The following is a 15,844-nucleotide window of genomic DNA, read 5'->3' as shown; positions in this document are numbered from 1 at the left end:
GGACGAGTTTGGGGGGAGGGTATCTTATTTTCTATCAGAAATTGAAGCGGACACCGGCGCGATAGACCCGGCCCAGCGTGTCATAGAGTGCGGGGTTGACGTCCAGACCGGTGTTGGTCTGGGGCGATGCGGTCGGATCGCGATCGAACAGATTGTCGACCTTGCCATAGATGGACAGATTGTCGCCGAACTTGAAGGTCGCACCGATGTCGACATAGAAGGCGCCCTTCATCTTGTTATAGTCGATCGTCGGGTGGTTGGCGGTCGAGGTCGGGCAGGACGACTGGCAGACGACATATTGATTGCCGAAAGTGCCGTCGCTGAACCAGCGTTCCTGCACCGTCAGGCTGAACCGGCCGCTGTCATAGGTCTGCACCGCCAGCCATTTCCAGTCGGGCGTATTGCCGTTGTTGGCGCCCGCCTGATCCACCGGATCGACGCCCGCGATGCCGGCATTGACGATGAACTTGCGGATATGGGTGCCCAGCGCGCGGACGGTGAAGCTGCCCGGCAGGCCGAGCGGCTGCTGCCACTGATAGCTGGCCTCGATATCGAAACCGCTGGTCCGCCAGGAGGCCAGGTTGAACGGCTGGACATTGACATAGTTGAGGCTGGGATCGGCATTGTCGAGGCTGAAGCCGCCGCAGAAGGCCTGATTGCCTTCGAAGCAGAATTGTACGATCTGCTGCGCCGACAGGCTGGAGACGACGCCCTTCAGCTTGATATCATAATAGTCGAACGACAGGCTGAGGCCCGGCAGCCAGGAGGGGCGCGCCAGCACGATGCCCAATTCGGTGTTGCGGGCGATTTCCGGCCTCAGACTGGCGTTGCCGATCGTGTTCTGGAAAATCTGCACCGCCTTGCCCTGGAACGGGTCGTTGAAGCTGGGAACGGAGGTGACGGTCGGCGCGGCGAACAGTTCGGACAGATTGGGCGCGCGGACGTCGCGCGAGGTGACGGCGCGCAGGCGGATGCCATCGAGCGGCGTGTCCCATGTGCCGCCGACCTTCCATGCCCAGACCGTGCCCGACGTGCTGTAATGGGTGCCGCGACCGGCCGCGTTCAGATTGGCGCGGCCCATCGCCTCACTGTCGAACAGCGGCATGTCGATTTCCACGAAGCCTTCATAGACTTCATATTTGCCGCGGCCGTTCTTGTAATTGCCCGCTGCCCAGTTGCTGCCCAGCGAAGAGTTGAGCAGCGGATCAGCCGGATAGTCGGCGCTGTTGGGGCTGAGATCGGACACGCCCGCGCCATAGGGATCGGCATTCACGCGGTAGAATTCGCGGCGATATTCCGCACCGAAGGCGAGCGAGAGCGGCCCGGCCCACAGCTCCAGCGGATTGCCCGAGAAGTTGAGGCTGGCGACATCCTGGGTCAGCTTGGTGTGCTGGAACGGTCCATTGTCGTGCGGCGCGACATAAGCGAGCGCGGCGGCTGATGGAGTGAAGCCGCCGAAGACGTTGATCGGCACGCAGCCATTGGCGCGGGCAACCGGATCGGCGCAGACGATCGCACCGTTCAGTTCGATCGCATTGGATGCCGCCGCATAGCGGCTTTGCAGCACGATATCCTTCACCCGGATGTCGGAGATGGTGATGCCATGTTCATAATAGGCATCATAATTCCAGTCGGTCCCGGCCGCGCCGAACTTGCCCTTGGCCCCGGCGACGAAGCGATATTGCTTGCGGTCGGTATAGACCTGCGGATCGGGGAAGGCGCCGTTGGAGGAACCGAAGCTGAAGGAGGTGATGCCCGCCTCCGCGCACTGATCCTTCACCAATTGCGGCAGATACGCATTGGCGCACTGCACCGTCAGGCTGGAGCGGGTGTAACCGGGGTTGGGCTGGTTGTTGGTCTTCACCTGCGCGACGTTAACGGTGACATAGGCTTCATTGTCGTCGGCGAAATCATAGCCGATCCGGCCATAGCCGTTGATGCGCTCCAGCGAGGATTTGAGCGAGGCACCCGATCCCGGCGCGCCCGACAGGTCGCCGCCTTCGCAGAAACTGTTTCCGCGATAGCAGTTTGTGACGGCGCCGGTGCCGGTCGGCGTGCCGTTCGACCCATAGTTGAACTGATAGGGGTTGCCCTGTGGATCGAAGGCGATGCCCTGCAACGGGCCGTTGTTGATCAGGCCATAGCGGGCATATTGATAGGGCTGCGCATAGTCGCGATACACATATTGCGGCAGGCCGTTATTGGTCTGGCCGGTGTTCATCAGCGTGGTGGCGCGATACCAGTTGCGGCTGCCGGCCAGATCGGTGCCGAAGTCGCCGGCGCCCACGCCGCCTTCATGATCATATTCGCCGCTGACGACGACATGCAGCCGATCGTCCATGAAGGATTTGCCATAGGCGGCCTGCACCAGCGCGGTTTCATCATCGCCATATTTGGTGATGCTGCCCAGGATATTGCCCTTGAACCCTTCAAAATGCGTGTCGGTGATGAAGTTGACCACGCCGCCGACCGCGTCCGAACCGTAGGAGGCCGAGGCACCGCCGGTAACGACGTCGACGCGCTTCACCAGCAGTTGCGGGAACATGGAGATGTCTGGGACACCGGTGACGTTCGCGCCGACGACGCGCTGGCCGTCGAGCAGGGTCAGAGTGCGGATCGCGCCAAGGCCGCGCAGCGAGAAGGAGCTGAGGCCCTGCTGGCCGCTCGACGTGGAGAAGGTGCCGGTGGCGGCACCGGTCGAGCCTTGCAGCGAGGGCAGCTGGGCGATGGTGTTGAAGATATTGGGCTGGGCGTTGTTGGCGATTTGCTCCTCACCGATGACGGTGGTGGGCGTGGGCGCATTGAAGCCGCTGGTGGTGATGCGCGATCCGGTGACGACGATGTCGGCGGCGCGGGGGGATTCGGTCTGTGCGGCGTCTTCCTGCGGCGCGACGGCTTGCGGGGCTGGTGCGGTCTGGGCCTGCGCGGTGCCAGCCAGCGCGACGGCAGCCAGGCTGACGCTGGCCAGATGCCGGTGGAGTGCGATCGTCACTTTCATTCATCCATCCCCTTTTATCTCCGACAGCCCTCCCGCCGCCGGGCGCCCATGACGGGCTATTATGTGCGTATTACCCCCTGCCCTTCTTCGCCGCACTTACGACATAGGTCGTAGATGCAGCGGAAGGCCGGATTTTCAGGGCTTTGCGGCGTAAAGCGCGTGGTGCGTCAGGATGAACAGCGTGCGCTTGTCCGGGCCGCCGAACAGGATCTGGAGCGGGCGTTCGGGCACGTCGATGCGCCCCGTTTCCTTGCCGTCGGCGCCATAGACGAAGATTTGTCCGTTCGCGACGAACACCCTGCCCTGCCCGTCCGCCGCGACGCTTTCGCCGCCGCGATTGGCGAAGGGCTTCAGCGCCGTCAGCGTACCGCCTGATCCCACCGTGCCGCTATAGGTGATATTTTCCGACCCGTTGGTGACGAACAGGCGATCGCCGATCTTGCCGGAGACGAAGCCATTGGCGTTTAGGCCATCGGACCAGCGCCAGCCGGTATGGTCGACCGGACCCTGCTGCCAGACGCGGAAGGCCGGCAGGGACAGGCTGCCGTCGGGCGAGACATATTCCTTTGCCTTGGGCGTGCCCGCGTCGCGGGCGAACATTTCGGCGAGGGTGGTGAACTCGTAGGTCTTGGGGTCGAGCTGATCGCGGAATTCGCCATTATTCCACCAGTTGACCGGCAGCAGCGTCTTGCCCGCGCCAGTGCTGCGCATCGGGGTCGGCTGGATCAGGGTCATCGCGTCCTTGGGACCGGCGGGGTCGAAAGAATAGGCACCGCCCTTCGCGCCGAGCGAGGACAGGACCATGACATGGCCCGACGCGTCGATGGCGAGATTGACCGGATCGAGCGCATGGTCGCGGACGATCTCCAGCCCCTTGGCCTCGCTCCAGCGGTGAATGCGCTGGAAGCGGCGGTCGATGAAATAGAGCTGCCCTTGCGCGTCCACCGCCGCGCCGGAGATGGACCAGAAGCCATCTTCCAGCTTCTCGACCTTGGTGCCCGAAGGCGTCGCTACCGGGACCGCGCTGCCGGCCGGGCCAATATCCAACGCGGCAAACTCGCGTTCGCGTACCAGCAGCTTGCGGCTGACATCCTCGATCGCATTGTCGAACGGATATTTGCTGGCCCGCAAAAAGGTGCCGCAGCCTTCATCGTCGCAGGTGGCAAAGCCGCTCTCGCCATTCACATGGACGTTGCGGAAGCGGATATCGCCGGAGTTGGTGATCTTCACCGCGCTCTTTTCCGGCGCATAGGTGCGGGTGACGCGATAGCCATGATAGTTGGCGAAGAGCAGGTTGCTGCTGTTGCGGATGTCAAGCGAGATGGCGTCGGGGCCGTCGTCCACTTCCTGCTCGGTCTGGGGGGCAAGGAACTCCCAGTTGCGCACATTGTCGAGCACGATTTCGTTGCGGGCATGATGTTCGACCGACATTTCATAGACATGGCCGGGCGTGTCGGTATCCGTGACGTAGAAGCCCGCCTGCGCGAAACTGTTGGGGCTCCACACGTCTGCAAAGGTGCCGCCGCCCCCGTCCGTCACCCAGATGCTGGGATATTGGGCGTCGAGCCGGCTGTCGGTGACGGGGTCGCCGGTGTTGACGCGCAACGTACCCAGCATCTTGCCATCGGCGGTGGGCGTGCCGCCGCCGCCCATGATCTTGACGTCCTCGACCAGGCTCTGTTCGCCCGAACGCCAGAGCAGGGCGGAGGCGCGCGGGTTCACCCGGCCGGTGAAGAGGCCGAGGCCCGAGAGGATATTGTCGCCGCCCTTGCGGCTTTCCAGGATCGGCAGGACCGCGCCGAGGCCGGCATGTTTGGGGTTATTGTCCGGGATGAACAATTGGGTGATGGCCGGGTGCAGGCCGATCAGGATGCTGTCCGGGCGCAGGGTCAGCTTGTCCGTGACCTTGTAGAAGCCGGTGGGGAAATAGAGGATGCGATTGGCATCGATCGCCTTTTGCAGGGCGGCGGTGTCGTCCGCCTTGCCGTCGCCGACAGCGCCCAGCGTGCGGACATTGACCCACTGGTCCATCGGCGGCAGGTCGCGGATCGCGGGCGCGCGCGGCGCTGGCATGGTGGAGAGCGGCTGGATGTCGGCGGTGGTGGCGTATTCGCCGGTGTGGCCGAGCGCGGGCACGGCAAGGCCATAGGAGAAATTGGCGACCTTATAGGCCTTGCCCTTGCCGTCGATCGTCTTGCCGCTGTCGCGGAAGCGGGCGAAGACCGGGCTGTTCAGGACAAGCGCATTGTCGAAGCCGATCTGGGTGAAGACATTCTTCTCGTTCGAGATGACGACCCCGGCCCTGGACACATTTTCGAACCGGACATCCTTGCCCCAGAGGCTGTCGCTGTAGCCCCGGTCGATTTCGATCCCGACCGGCGTGTTTTTGATCGCGACATTGACGAGGGTGAGGTCGACCTCATGCTCGCGGATCGCCGCGTCGCTCTGGCCGTCGAAGGTAGAGTCGAGCAGGGTGAACTGCCAGGCGGGCGAGGTCTTTTCGGTGACGATACCATAGCGGCCACCCTGGAAATGGACATTCTCGATCACGTTTCCGGCCTGATAGACGCCGGCAAAGGCGGTGCCGAGGCGGAATTCCATATGGCTGAGAAAGGCATGCTGGGCCATGCGGAAGCGCACCCCGGCGGCGGCCGGATTGCCCGCGCCAATCTCGATATCGACATTGCTCATCGACGAATAGAAGGTGCCCGAATTGGCGTCGCGGACCACTTTGTCGCGGGGCACGACGGTCGGCACCGGGACCGGCACCTTGCCGACCTGATATTGATCGCCGCCGGCGAAGATCACCATGGTCGACACGCCCTGCTGGAAGCCCGGCGTATTGGCGCCGAGCAGCAGTAGCGGGCGGGTCGGGCCGACGCCATAGACGCGCACGCCCGCCGGGACGATCAGCGAGCGGGTGATGCGATAGGTGCCCGATGGCAGGAAGACGATGCCATGGCCAGTCGTGTCGCGGGCCTGATCGAGCGCCTGTTGGATCGCGCCGCTGTCATCGGCGCGGCCGTCGCCGACGGCCTTCACCGTCACCGCATGGGGCTCGGCGGGTGCGACCGGGAAGACCGAGGTCGTCGCGGCAAAAGCCGGTGCTCCCAATGCGGTTGCCGCCAGCAAAACCGCGATCATGCTGCGTCCGATCATGTCCGCCTCCTATGTCTCTTTTTCTGGATGCAGCATGGCTAGGGGACGGGGCGCAGATTGGCACTTGCGACAAAGGTCGTAGTTTTCCTGAGGTGTGGCGCGGCCTTATAGCGGTGGGACCGATCTTCCCCGCCCCAAAGCACAAGGACGCCCGCTTGCCGATTTCCGCCGACCCTGCCCCTGCTGCTGCCCGCGCCGTCATCGTCATGGGGGTGAGCGGCTGTGGCAAGTCGACGCTGGGCGCGCTGCTGGCGCAGGCGCTGGACTGTCCCTTTCTGGAGGGCGACAGCTATCATTCGGCGGCGGCGGTGGAGAAGATGCGCGGCGGACAGGCGCTGACCGATGCGGATCGCTGGCCCTGGCTCGACCGTCTGGGCGCGGCGATCGCCGACAGGGTGGCGGCACAGGGCGTGGCGGTCGCCGCTTGCTCCGCGCTGAAACGCACCTATCGCGACCGGCTGCGCACGGCGATCGGCGTGCCGGTGCATTTCATCCTGCTCGACAATGATCGGGATGCCCTGCTGGCGCGGGTGGGCAACCGGCCGGGCCATTATATGCCCGCCAGCCTGCTCGACAGCCAGCTCGCCACGCTGGAGCCGCCGCTGCCGGAGGAAGGGGCGATGATCCTGACGACGGATATGCCGCCGGACGTGCTGCGCGACCGGGTGCTGGACTGGCTGGGATAGGATTGCGGTCGCAAAGCGGCGAGAGTGAGCCATTCACTCGGAGGGCCGCCATATCCAATTGGTACATCGTCGTCCGAGTGCGTTGAGGCGTCAGGAGCGAAGACATATATCGACCAATTATCACGCGCCTGTGAAAGACCAGCCGGTGCGTTTTTGGTCGATGCCTGTCAGGCTGCTACGCAACGCACCTGACGACATATCGCTAACAAATCCGCGCCGCAGGATGGGATAATTACCAGCAACTGTGTCTCCCCACGTTCGATACGATCAACTTGCCCTCGTACAAAAACAGCGTGCCTATCATGATATTGCGTGGCGGCGGCTGGATGTTTTGCGCTAAAGGCCGCGGAGTGAAGCCAGAGCGAGAGTGACAACCTCCTGTGCGCTCTCTGTGCCTCTGCGCGAAATCTTCCTTTTGATCCATGCGGAGACGAGGAGGGTTTGCGCAGCGCCTCCGCGTGAACATTATGAAACACCTGTCGCACCACTCCGGCGACCGCCCCGCATAGCCAAATGCAAACCGCCGCCGAACCTCCCGGTCCGACGGCGGCACGCATGGCCTCTCCCTGCCTCGTCAGAATTTCTGGCCGAAACGCAGGCCGAAGAACTGCGGCTTGATCGTGAATGTACGCGAGGAATTGGCGCAGAAGTCGATCGAGCAGAAGGTATTCTTGGTCAACTGCCCGCGCTTGTCGAAGGCGTTTTGCAGGAAGAAGCTAAGCGTCCAGTTGTCCTTCTTGATCCCGCCGGAGAAATCGAAGCTGATGAAGCCCTTCGTGCTGCCCAGCAATTCATTGGCGTTGACGTTCAGATCCTGCGTCGCCCCGGTCTGGTAGAGCGCCGCCCCCTGAAGGAAGCCGCTATAGTCGCCGAGCATCGTGTCATAGCGGATCGACGTCGTGCCCTTGAATTTGGGCTGGCGCGGCAGGCGCGTACCGTCCGCCGCCGCCACGGTCGGGATCGGCGGATTGCCCTCGATAAAGTCGTCCTGCGAACAGCTCGAAAGCTGGGAAATGGACGCCGTCTCGGCATTGACCGCGAAGTTGCAAAAATCGCCCTTCAGCTTGGCGTCATTATAGGCGCCCGACGAACTGATGGTGATCTTGCCCAGCTTCAGGCTGGCATCATATTCGATACCCTTCACTTCCGCCTTGCCCGCATTGCCGGTCATACCCGCGCCCTGCGCACCGGCCACGACGACGCCATATTGGATATTATTCCATTTTTCGAAGTAGATGGCGGCGTTCAGGCGGAAGATATTGTTCCAGGTCGTTTTGACACCCAATTCATAATTGGTCAGCGTTTCCGATTCGAACGCCGGAATGGCGGCCAGGAAAGAGGGCGTCGTCGCGGTGGCGCGAATGCGCAGCGGCCGGTTGAAGCCGCCGGGACGGAAGCCAGTCGAATAATTGGCGTAGACCATCTTGTCGGGCGTGATCTGCCAGTCGACCGCAACCTTGTGCGTTTCGCCATTTTCCTTGTAGCGGCCCGTCCGGTCATCCGCGAGCGGATTGGTGTTGAGGCAGGTCAGGCGCTGATCCGCCGGCAAGGGCGTTTCGCACCCGACCGCCTGCGCGGACGCCGCGACACCCGCGAAACCGACGACCGAATAATCCGTCCAGAAATAGCGGATGCCGCCCGTCACCTTCACGGTCGGCGTGATGTTGTAATGGCCTTCGGCGAAGATCGCCTTGTCATGATAAAGCTGGTTCTGTTCGACAATATAATAGCCATCGCCCTTCGCCGCCGGATTGCCGACCACCATCGTCCCGCCAGCGGACTCCGGAATGCCAAAGCCATCCAGCGTGGTTTCATTGCCGTCGCAGACATCCTCCACCACCGAATAGGCGCAGGCCGCGGTATAGCCCACGACATTTTCCAGCCCGCGGATCGCATAATAGGTGTTCAGCTTGTTCGACTGCCGCTGATAAAAGCCGCCGATCGTCACGTCGAACGGCCAGCTTTTGGGCGTGGAGATGCGCAATTCCTGCGTGAACTTGTTCCGCTTGGTATCGGCATGATAATATTGCGTCGGATCGAGCAGGGTGGTGCATTTCAGGCTGTCGCCCGACCCGGTACAACCGGCCGCATCGAAAAATTGCAGATAGCTTTCATAGCCACCGCCAAAGCCATCATAGGTGACGGTGTAATAGGTATAGTCGTTCAGCGTGCGAGTGCGCCGCTTGAAGTAGCCGGTGGCCGAAACGACCTCGAAATCGCCGATATGGCCATGAATCGACAGCGCCGCCTGATACCAGCGGTCGTCATTCTTCGTCTGGTCATAGTCATGGACTTCCAGATCGCCGACGCGCGGGTCATAGCCGAAATAGCCGTTCGCGACCTGCTTCTGCGCGGTGATAGACGGGTTGAACGACCATCCGTCGACCGGCTCCCACAGCAATTGCAGGCGCCCGCCAAATTCCTTGATCGTGTTATAATCGTCCTTAGCAATGTCGCTATTGTCTAGATTATAAAAGGTCAGCGGGTTGGTATCGCCCAGATTATAGACGGCCGGATCGCCATTGTTCAGCGTGCCGTTGTTGGGCTTATTGTCGATATAGCCGCCATCGCGCCGGTAATAGCCCATAGCGCGGATCGCCAGCGTATCGCTGACCGGCACGTTGATATAGGATTCCAGTTGCCCGCCAAAGTCACCCTTGCCATATTTATTGGCTTCGACGTCATAGCCGAATTCGAACTTGTCCAGAGTGGGCTTGTTGGTGATCAGGCGGATCGTGCCCGACAATGACCCCGCGCCATAAAGCGTCCCCTGCGGCCCGGACAGCGCCTCGACACGCTCCATGTCATAGGCGTGGATATCGGGCACTTCGGTCCCGGTGATGGGGATATCGTCCAGATAATAGCCGACCGAGGCATAGGCGCCGCCCGCCGGCACGATGCCGCGGAAGAAGGCGGTGTTGCGGCCCGGCCCGATCCCTTCGAACGACACGGACGGCAGCAGGGCGGCGAAGTCGCTCAGTCCCTTGACCTGCCGCTGCGTCAGCGTCTCGGCACCCAGCGCCTGCATGGAAATCGGGACTTTCTGGATGCTTTGCGCGCTGCGCGTCGCCGTCACCACGATTTCGCCCAGGCCCTGCTCTTCGGCGGCCTGCGGCACTGCCGTTTCGGCGGGTTCCTGCGCTGATGCCATGCTGGGGGCGCCAAGCCCCGCCAGGATGGTGGTCACGCCCAGTATCTTCATCAAATGCGACCGGCGATGAGACTGGCTTTTCATATTATCTGGACTCCCCCTGTAGAAACGAAGCCTCCCTTGTCGCTCTCCCGTCCCACGGTTTGCCCGTGTGCTTATGACGCAATGCACCCTGCCCTTGCGGACATGTTCGATCCCGGCCACCGCAAGAGCACATGCTCCCGCAGCCGGAAGCAAATCCCTGCTTCCAAGCCTGCCGCACCACGACGCGGCTTTTGCAATATGTCTTTAAACCCCTTGAACTTCAGTCATTCCATGACGCTCGTCCAACATTGATAATGCTGTTACGCAAGCAGGAGTCAACAGCTTAATTTCAGGCCTTCCAACAGCATCATTGCGCAGCCGCAAAATCCTCTTCATGGTGCGATGCGGAAGGAAATTAGGACATGATGGCAAGCGCCGGCACGCTCTCCGGTTCCGCGACGATGCAGCAGGCGCTGGGGCAGGCGGCGCGCCATCTGGACAGGGAACCGGCGCGCGCGCTGGCGCAGGCCGAAGCGATCCTGCAGCAGGCGCCCGGCCTGCCCCCTGCCGAACTGATCGCCTGTCAGGCGCTGCGCCGTCTGGGCCAGACACAGCCCGCGCTGACCCGCCTCACTGTCCTTGCCCGCACCCAATCGCGCATCCCCGCCGTGCTATGGGAACTGGCGCAGGTGGCGGACGAAGCGGGCGACACCGGCCGCGCCATCGCCGCGCTCGACGGCCTGACCCGGCAGCAACCCGCCGTGGCATCCGGCTGGTTCCTGCTCGCCACCCAGTTGCGCAAAGCCGGGCGGGATCAGGATGCCTGGCGCGCCGACCTGTCGGGCATCCACGCCTCGACCCGCGACCGCGCCCTGCTGGAGGCGGCAATCGCTATGCGCGAGGAACGGCTGAACGAGGCCGAAGCGATGCTGGCCAGTCGAGACGATCCCCCTGCCATCCGCCTGCGCGGGGAAATCCTGTGGCGGCGCGGCGACATGATGGCGGCGCTGGAACAGGTGCGCCACGCCGTAGAAAGCGCCCCCGGCTTCGATCTCGCCCGCGACTTTCTCGTCCGCCTGCTGCTCCAGACCAACGGCCTTTCCGAAGCACTCGACCATGCCGAAATCCTGCAATCCTCCCCAATCCCCAATCCCGGTTACGCCCTGCTCAAGGCATCGGTGCTGGTGCGACTGGGCGACCAGACCGGCGCGAAGCTGATCTACGAACGGCTGCTGGCGGCCAAGGCGGACCAACCGCAGGTCTGGCAAAATCTCGGTCATGCGCTGAAAACGCTGGGGGAACAGGGCGACGCCGTTCACGCCTATCGGCAGGCGGTCGGGCACCAACCGACCATGGGCGAAGCCTGGTGGAGCCTCGCCAACCTCAAGACGGTAACGCTGGACGCCGCCGATATCGCGACGATGGAGCAGGCGCTCGCCACGCTGGAACCGGAGGCGGAAAGCCGCGCAGAGGATATTTTCCACCTCCATTTCTCGCTGGGCAAAGCACTGGAGGATGCGGGCGCCTATCCCACCGCCTTCGCCCATTATGACCGGGGCAACCGCCTGCGCCGGACGATGGTCCTGCATGATGCCGACAGCTTCGGCGCAGAGGTGCAGGCGACCGCCGCCACCTTCACCGCGCCCTTCCTTGCCGCCAGCGGCCCCGGCGGCTGCCCTGCGCCCGACCCGATTTTCATCGTCGGCCTGCCCCGCTCCGGATCGACTCTGGTCGAGCAGATCCTCTCCAGCCACAGCCAGATCGAAGGCACGATGGAATTGCCCGATCTGATGGCCATCGCAGGCCGCCTGCAATCGCGCGTAGACGAGGGCGAATTTACCGATTTCGCCGCGATGATCGCCTCCCTCACCCCCGCCGACCGAACCCGACTGGGCGAGGAATATCTCGACCGCACCCGCATCCATCGCCAGAGCGACAAGCCCCATTTCATCGACAAGCTGCCCAATAACTGGCAGCATGTCGGCCTGATCCAGTTGATCCTGCCTCATGCGAAGATCATCGACGCGCGCCGCCACCCGATGGGCTGCTGTTTCTCGGGATGGAAACAGCATTTCGCGCGCGGCCAATCCTTCACCTACGACCTGACCGATATTGGGCGCTACTATCGCGCCTATGTCGGCCTGATGGCGGATTTCGACGCCGCCTTGCCCGGCCGGGTCCATCGCGTCCTCTACGAACGCATGGTCGCCGACACGCCGGGCGAAGTCGCGCGTCTGTTCGATCATCTGGGCCTGCCGTTCGAGGAGGCCTGCCTGTCCTTCTGGCGCAACAAGCGCGCCGTGCGCACCGCCAGTTCCGAACAGGTGCGCCAGCCCATCTACACCGACGGCGTCGATCACTGGCGCCATTTCGCGCCATGGCTCGGCCCGCTGGAAGAAGCGCTGGGACCGGTGCTCCCCGCCTATCCTGACGCGCCGGCGGTGGGCTGAACAGGCCGAAGCGGTTCCGCTCCGGCGCCATTGACTTGGGCAACCTTGCCTTTCCACTCCGTCATTGCGAGCGCAGCGAAGCAATCCAATGGTGCGCCGTGGATTGCTTCGCTGCGCTCGCAATGACGACCCTATATGAGCGCCACACGCCGCATGACCGAACATATCTCTCATGATAGCATCCTTTCATGACCAATCTTTCCACCCTCGATGCCCTCGACCGCCGCATTCTCACGGAGTTGCAGCGCGACGCCACGCTCAGCAATGCCGAACTGGCCGATCGCGTCGGCAGCACCGGCCCATCCTGTTGGCGCCGGGTCCGCGCGCTTCAGGATCAGGGCCTGCTCCGCCGCGCGGTCTGGCTCGCCGATCCCTATGCTCTGGGTCAGGGCGTCATCGTGCTGTGCCATGTCCGCATGAAGGAATTTTCGGGCGAGGCGATCGCCGCCTTCGAGGATTTCGTACGCGGCCATGAACAGGTGATGGAATGCTATTCCATGTCGGGCGAATGGGATTATCTGATGCGGGTCGTGGCGTCGGACGTCGCCGACTATGAGCATTTCCTGATGCGCACCCTGCTCAAACATCCCTCGGTCGCGGGTGCCTCTTCCCAATTCGCCTTGTCGACCACCAAATATGAAACGGCGCTTCCCGTCCGCTGAGAGTCTTTTTGAATAGTGCGCCCTTGGCGCATCCGCACCGGCCCACACTCCAACCGGTCCCGTTCCGGGTGCGCCGCACCAATTTTCTCCTTGCCCCGGCGCCATTCCCATGCACAAAGCTTGCCAAATAGCCGCGCGCGACCCAATTCCCCTGCCACAGGGTCGACTGGCTGCAAGGATGAACGGATGGACGACGTGACGACCCAGGACAGGACGGAGGCCACCCGGCCGCAAATCCCGCAGGAAGTGGGCGAAGGCCTGTCGGTCATTTCGATCGCGAAAAGCTATGACAAGCGCGCGGTGCTGACCGATGTGTCGCTGACCGTGGGCAAGGGCGAAGTGGTCGGCCTGCTCGGCCCCAATGGCGCGGGCAAGACCACCTGCTTCTATTCGGTGATGGGGCTGGTGCGCCCGGACCATGGCCGGATCGTGCTCGACGGACAGGATATCACCAACCTGCCCATGTATCGCCGCGCGATCCTGGGCCTCGGCTATCTGCCGCAGGAAACCTCCATTTTCCGCAGCATGACCGTGGCGCAGAATATCGGCGCGGTGCTGGAACTGGCCGAGCCGGACAAGGCAGCGCGCGAAGCCCGGCTGGAACAGCTATTGTCCGAATTCGGGCTGGCGCGGCTGCGCGATTCGGCGGCGATGGCACTGTCGGGCGGTGAACGCCGCCGCTGCGAAATCGCCCGCGCGCTGGCGGCCAACCCATCTATCGTACTGCTGGACGAGCCCTTTGCCGGCATCGATCCGCTTTCCATCGCCGACATTCGCGATCTGGTGAAGGATTTGAAGACGCGCGGCATCGGCGTGCTGATCACCGACCATAATGTCCGCGAGACGCTGGAAATCGTCGACCGCGCCTGCATCATCTACAGCGGTCAGGTGCTGTTCGCCGGCAGCCCGACCGAACTGGTCGCCAATGCCGACGTCCGCCGCCTCTATCTGGGCGAGAATTTCCAGTTGTAATATGGCACAGGAACACGCTCTTCCTCTGATCAGGGCGTGGGCCGTCGTGCCGCACAGGCACCGCGTCATTGCGAGCGTAGCGAAGCAATCCATGGTCACGCGCATGGATTGCTTCGCTACGCTCGCAATGACGAAAGCGCCGGGGCTCGTTCTATAATGGCGCTCGGGCCGCGCCTCGACATCCGCCAGAGCCAGTCTCTGGTGATGACCCCGCAGCTCCAGCAGGCGATCAAGCTGCTGACCCTCTCCAATCTGGAGATTGAAGCCTTCGTCGCGGGCGAACTGGAAAAGAACCCGCTGCTGGAATCCGGTGGCGCGGATGATGGCCCGCCAGCCCCCGATGGCATCGACCGGGACGTGGAACAGCCCACCCTCTCCGCCGAAACAGGGAGCGCAGACGATCTGATCGCGCAGGGCCTTGGCGGCGCGGACAATCCGCTGGACGTCGATCATGGTGCCGACACCTTCATTGACGATGGCCCGGCCGATCAGGCAGCGATGGGGGCCGGCGGTGGCGGCATGGACGCGCTGTCGGGCAGCTATAGCGAGGACGCGCCCGATTTCGACAGTTTCGCCGCGCCCGATGTCGGGCTTCAGGTGCATCTGATGGATCAGGCCCGCGCCGCGCTGGGCGACATGGACCTGATCATCGCGATCCAGTTGATCGGCCAGATCGACGATGCCGGCTATCTGGAGGCGAACCTGCTGGCCACCGCCCATGCGCTGGGCGTTCCGCTCTATGATGTGGAGCGGGTGCTGGGCGTCATCCACGGCTTCGATCCCACCGGCGTCGGCGCCCGCAGCCTGTCCGAATGCCTCGCGCTTCAGGCGAAGGAGGCCGACCGCTACGATCCCTGCATGGCCCGCCTGCTGGCCAATCTCGACCTGCTGGCCAAGGGCGCCCTGCCCCAGTTGCGGCGCATCTGCGGCGTGGATGAGGAGGATATGGCCGACATGATCGCCGAACTGCGCGGCTATGATCCCAAGCCCGGTCTGCGCTTCGCCAGTGATCGCGCCGCGCCGGTGACGCCCGACCTGTTCGTGCGCCCGGTCAAAAGCGGCTGGGCGATCGAGATCAACAGCGCCACTCTGCCCCGCGTGCTGGTGAACCGCAGCTATTATGTCGAACTGTCGCACGGCCCGCAGGACAAGAATAGCAAGGCCTGGCTGGCCGACTGCCTCGCCAGCGCCAACTGGCTGGTCAAGGCGCTGGACCAGCGGCAAAAGACGATCATCAAGGTGGCGAGCGAAATCCTGCAACAGCAGGAAGCTTTCTTCCATCAGGGCGTCGCGCATCTGAAGCCCTTGACGCTCAAGGCCGTCGCCGACGCGATCGGCATGCATGAAAGCACGATCAGCCGCGTCACCTCCAACAAATATCTCTCCTGCCCGCGCGGCCTCTACGAACTCAAATATTTCTTCACCAGCGGCGTCTCCTCCTCGGGCGGCGATGGCGGATCGGTCTCGGCCGAAGCGGTCAAGAGCCACATCAAGGCGCTGATTTCGGCCGAAGACCCGCAGGCGATCCTGTCCGACGACACGCTGGTAGACATGCTGCGCGCCAAGGGCATGGACATAGCCCGCCGCACAGTGGCGAAATATCGCGAGGCGATGGGGATCGGCTCCTCAGTGCAAAGACGACGGCAGAAAGCGCTCAAGGGCAAGGCGGCTTGATCAAAAACATTATTCGAAGCGGCAAAAGACTGTAATAAACAATAGCCTGCAACCTATGGCCACTGCAT

At 63.0% G+C, this 15,844-nt stretch carries 8 protein-coding genes; 5 read left to right on the top strand and 3 right to left on the bottom strand.

The window, feature by feature from the left end:
* Nucleotides 1-34: 34 nt before the first annotated feature.
* A complete protein-coding gene (locus tag BMY84_RS02435; RefSeq protein WP_093080097.1) occupies nucleotides 35-2,998 on the bottom strand; it encodes a TonB-dependent receptor plug domain-containing protein in 2,964 nt (987 codons plus the stop codon).
* A gap of 135 nt (nucleotides 2,999-3,133) precedes the next feature.
* Nucleotides 3,134-6,157 carry a glycosyl hydrolase family 28-related protein gene (locus BMY84_RS02430; protein WP_093080094.1) on the bottom strand — a complete coding sequence of 1,008 codons (3,024 nt, stop codon included), beginning with the start codon at nucleotides 6,155-6,157 and terminating at the stop codon, nucleotides 3,134-3,136.
* Between the two features lie 155 nt (nucleotides 6,158-6,312).
* Between BMY84_RS02430 and BMY84_RS02425 the strand changes: the two genes are divergently transcribed.
* On the top strand, nucleotides 6,313-6,843 hold the full coding sequence (locus tag BMY84_RS02425) for a gluconokinase (protein WP_093080093.1): 531 nt from the start codon (nucleotides 6,313-6,315) through the stop codon (nucleotides 6,841-6,843).
* Between the two features lie 574 nt (nucleotides 6,844-7,417).
* Here BMY84_RS02425 and BMY84_RS02420 read toward each other — a convergent pair.
* Nucleotides 7,418-10,045 (bottom strand): TonB-dependent receptor, encoded by a 2,628-nt coding sequence (locus BMY84_RS02420; protein WP_093080090.1) that lies wholly within the window; start codon nucleotides 10,043-10,045, stop codon nucleotides 7,418-7,420.
* A gap of 398 nt (nucleotides 10,046-10,443) precedes the next feature.
* Here BMY84_RS02420 and BMY84_RS02415 point away from each other — a divergent pair, with 398 nt between their 5' ends.
* The 4 genes from BMY84_RS02415 (at nucleotide 10,444) to rpoN (ending at nucleotide 15,776) form a co-directional block, all read left to right on the top strand.
* Nucleotides 10,444-12,468 (top strand): tetratricopeptide repeat-containing sulfotransferase family protein, encoded by a 2,025-nt coding sequence (locus BMY84_RS02415; protein WP_093081650.1) that lies wholly within the window; start codon nucleotides 10,444-10,446, stop codon nucleotides 12,466-12,468.
* 188 nt (nucleotides 12,469-12,656) lie between these two features.
* Nucleotides 12,657-13,130, top strand: coding sequence for an Lrp/AsnC family transcriptional regulator (locus BMY84_RS02410; protein ID WP_093080088.1), 474 nt, complete (start codon nucleotides 12,657-12,659; stop codon nucleotides 13,128-13,130).
* Between the two features lie 186 nt (nucleotides 13,131-13,316).
* Nucleotides 13,317-14,102, top strand: a complete 786-nt coding sequence (gene lptB, locus BMY84_RS02405; RefSeq protein ID WP_093019148.1) for an LPS export ABC transporter ATP-binding protein — start codon at nucleotides 13,317-13,319, stop codon at nucleotides 14,100-14,102.
* Nucleotides 14,103-14,258: 156 nt separating this feature from the next.
* Nucleotides 14,259-15,776, top strand: coding sequence for an RNA polymerase factor sigma-54 (rpoN, locus tag BMY84_RS02400; RefSeq protein ID WP_093080085.1), 1,518 nt, complete (start codon nucleotides 14,259-14,261; stop codon nucleotides 15,774-15,776).
* The last annotated feature ends 68 nt before the right edge of the window (nucleotides 15,777-15,844 follow it).

Source organism: Sphingobium sp. AP50, from assembly GCF_900109095.1.
Classification (GTDB): Bacteria; Pseudomonadota; Alphaproteobacteria; order Sphingomonadales; family Sphingomonadaceae; genus Sphingobium.
Note: the sequence above shows the minus strand (reverse complement) of the source record. Positions and strands in the feature narration are given on the sequence as shown.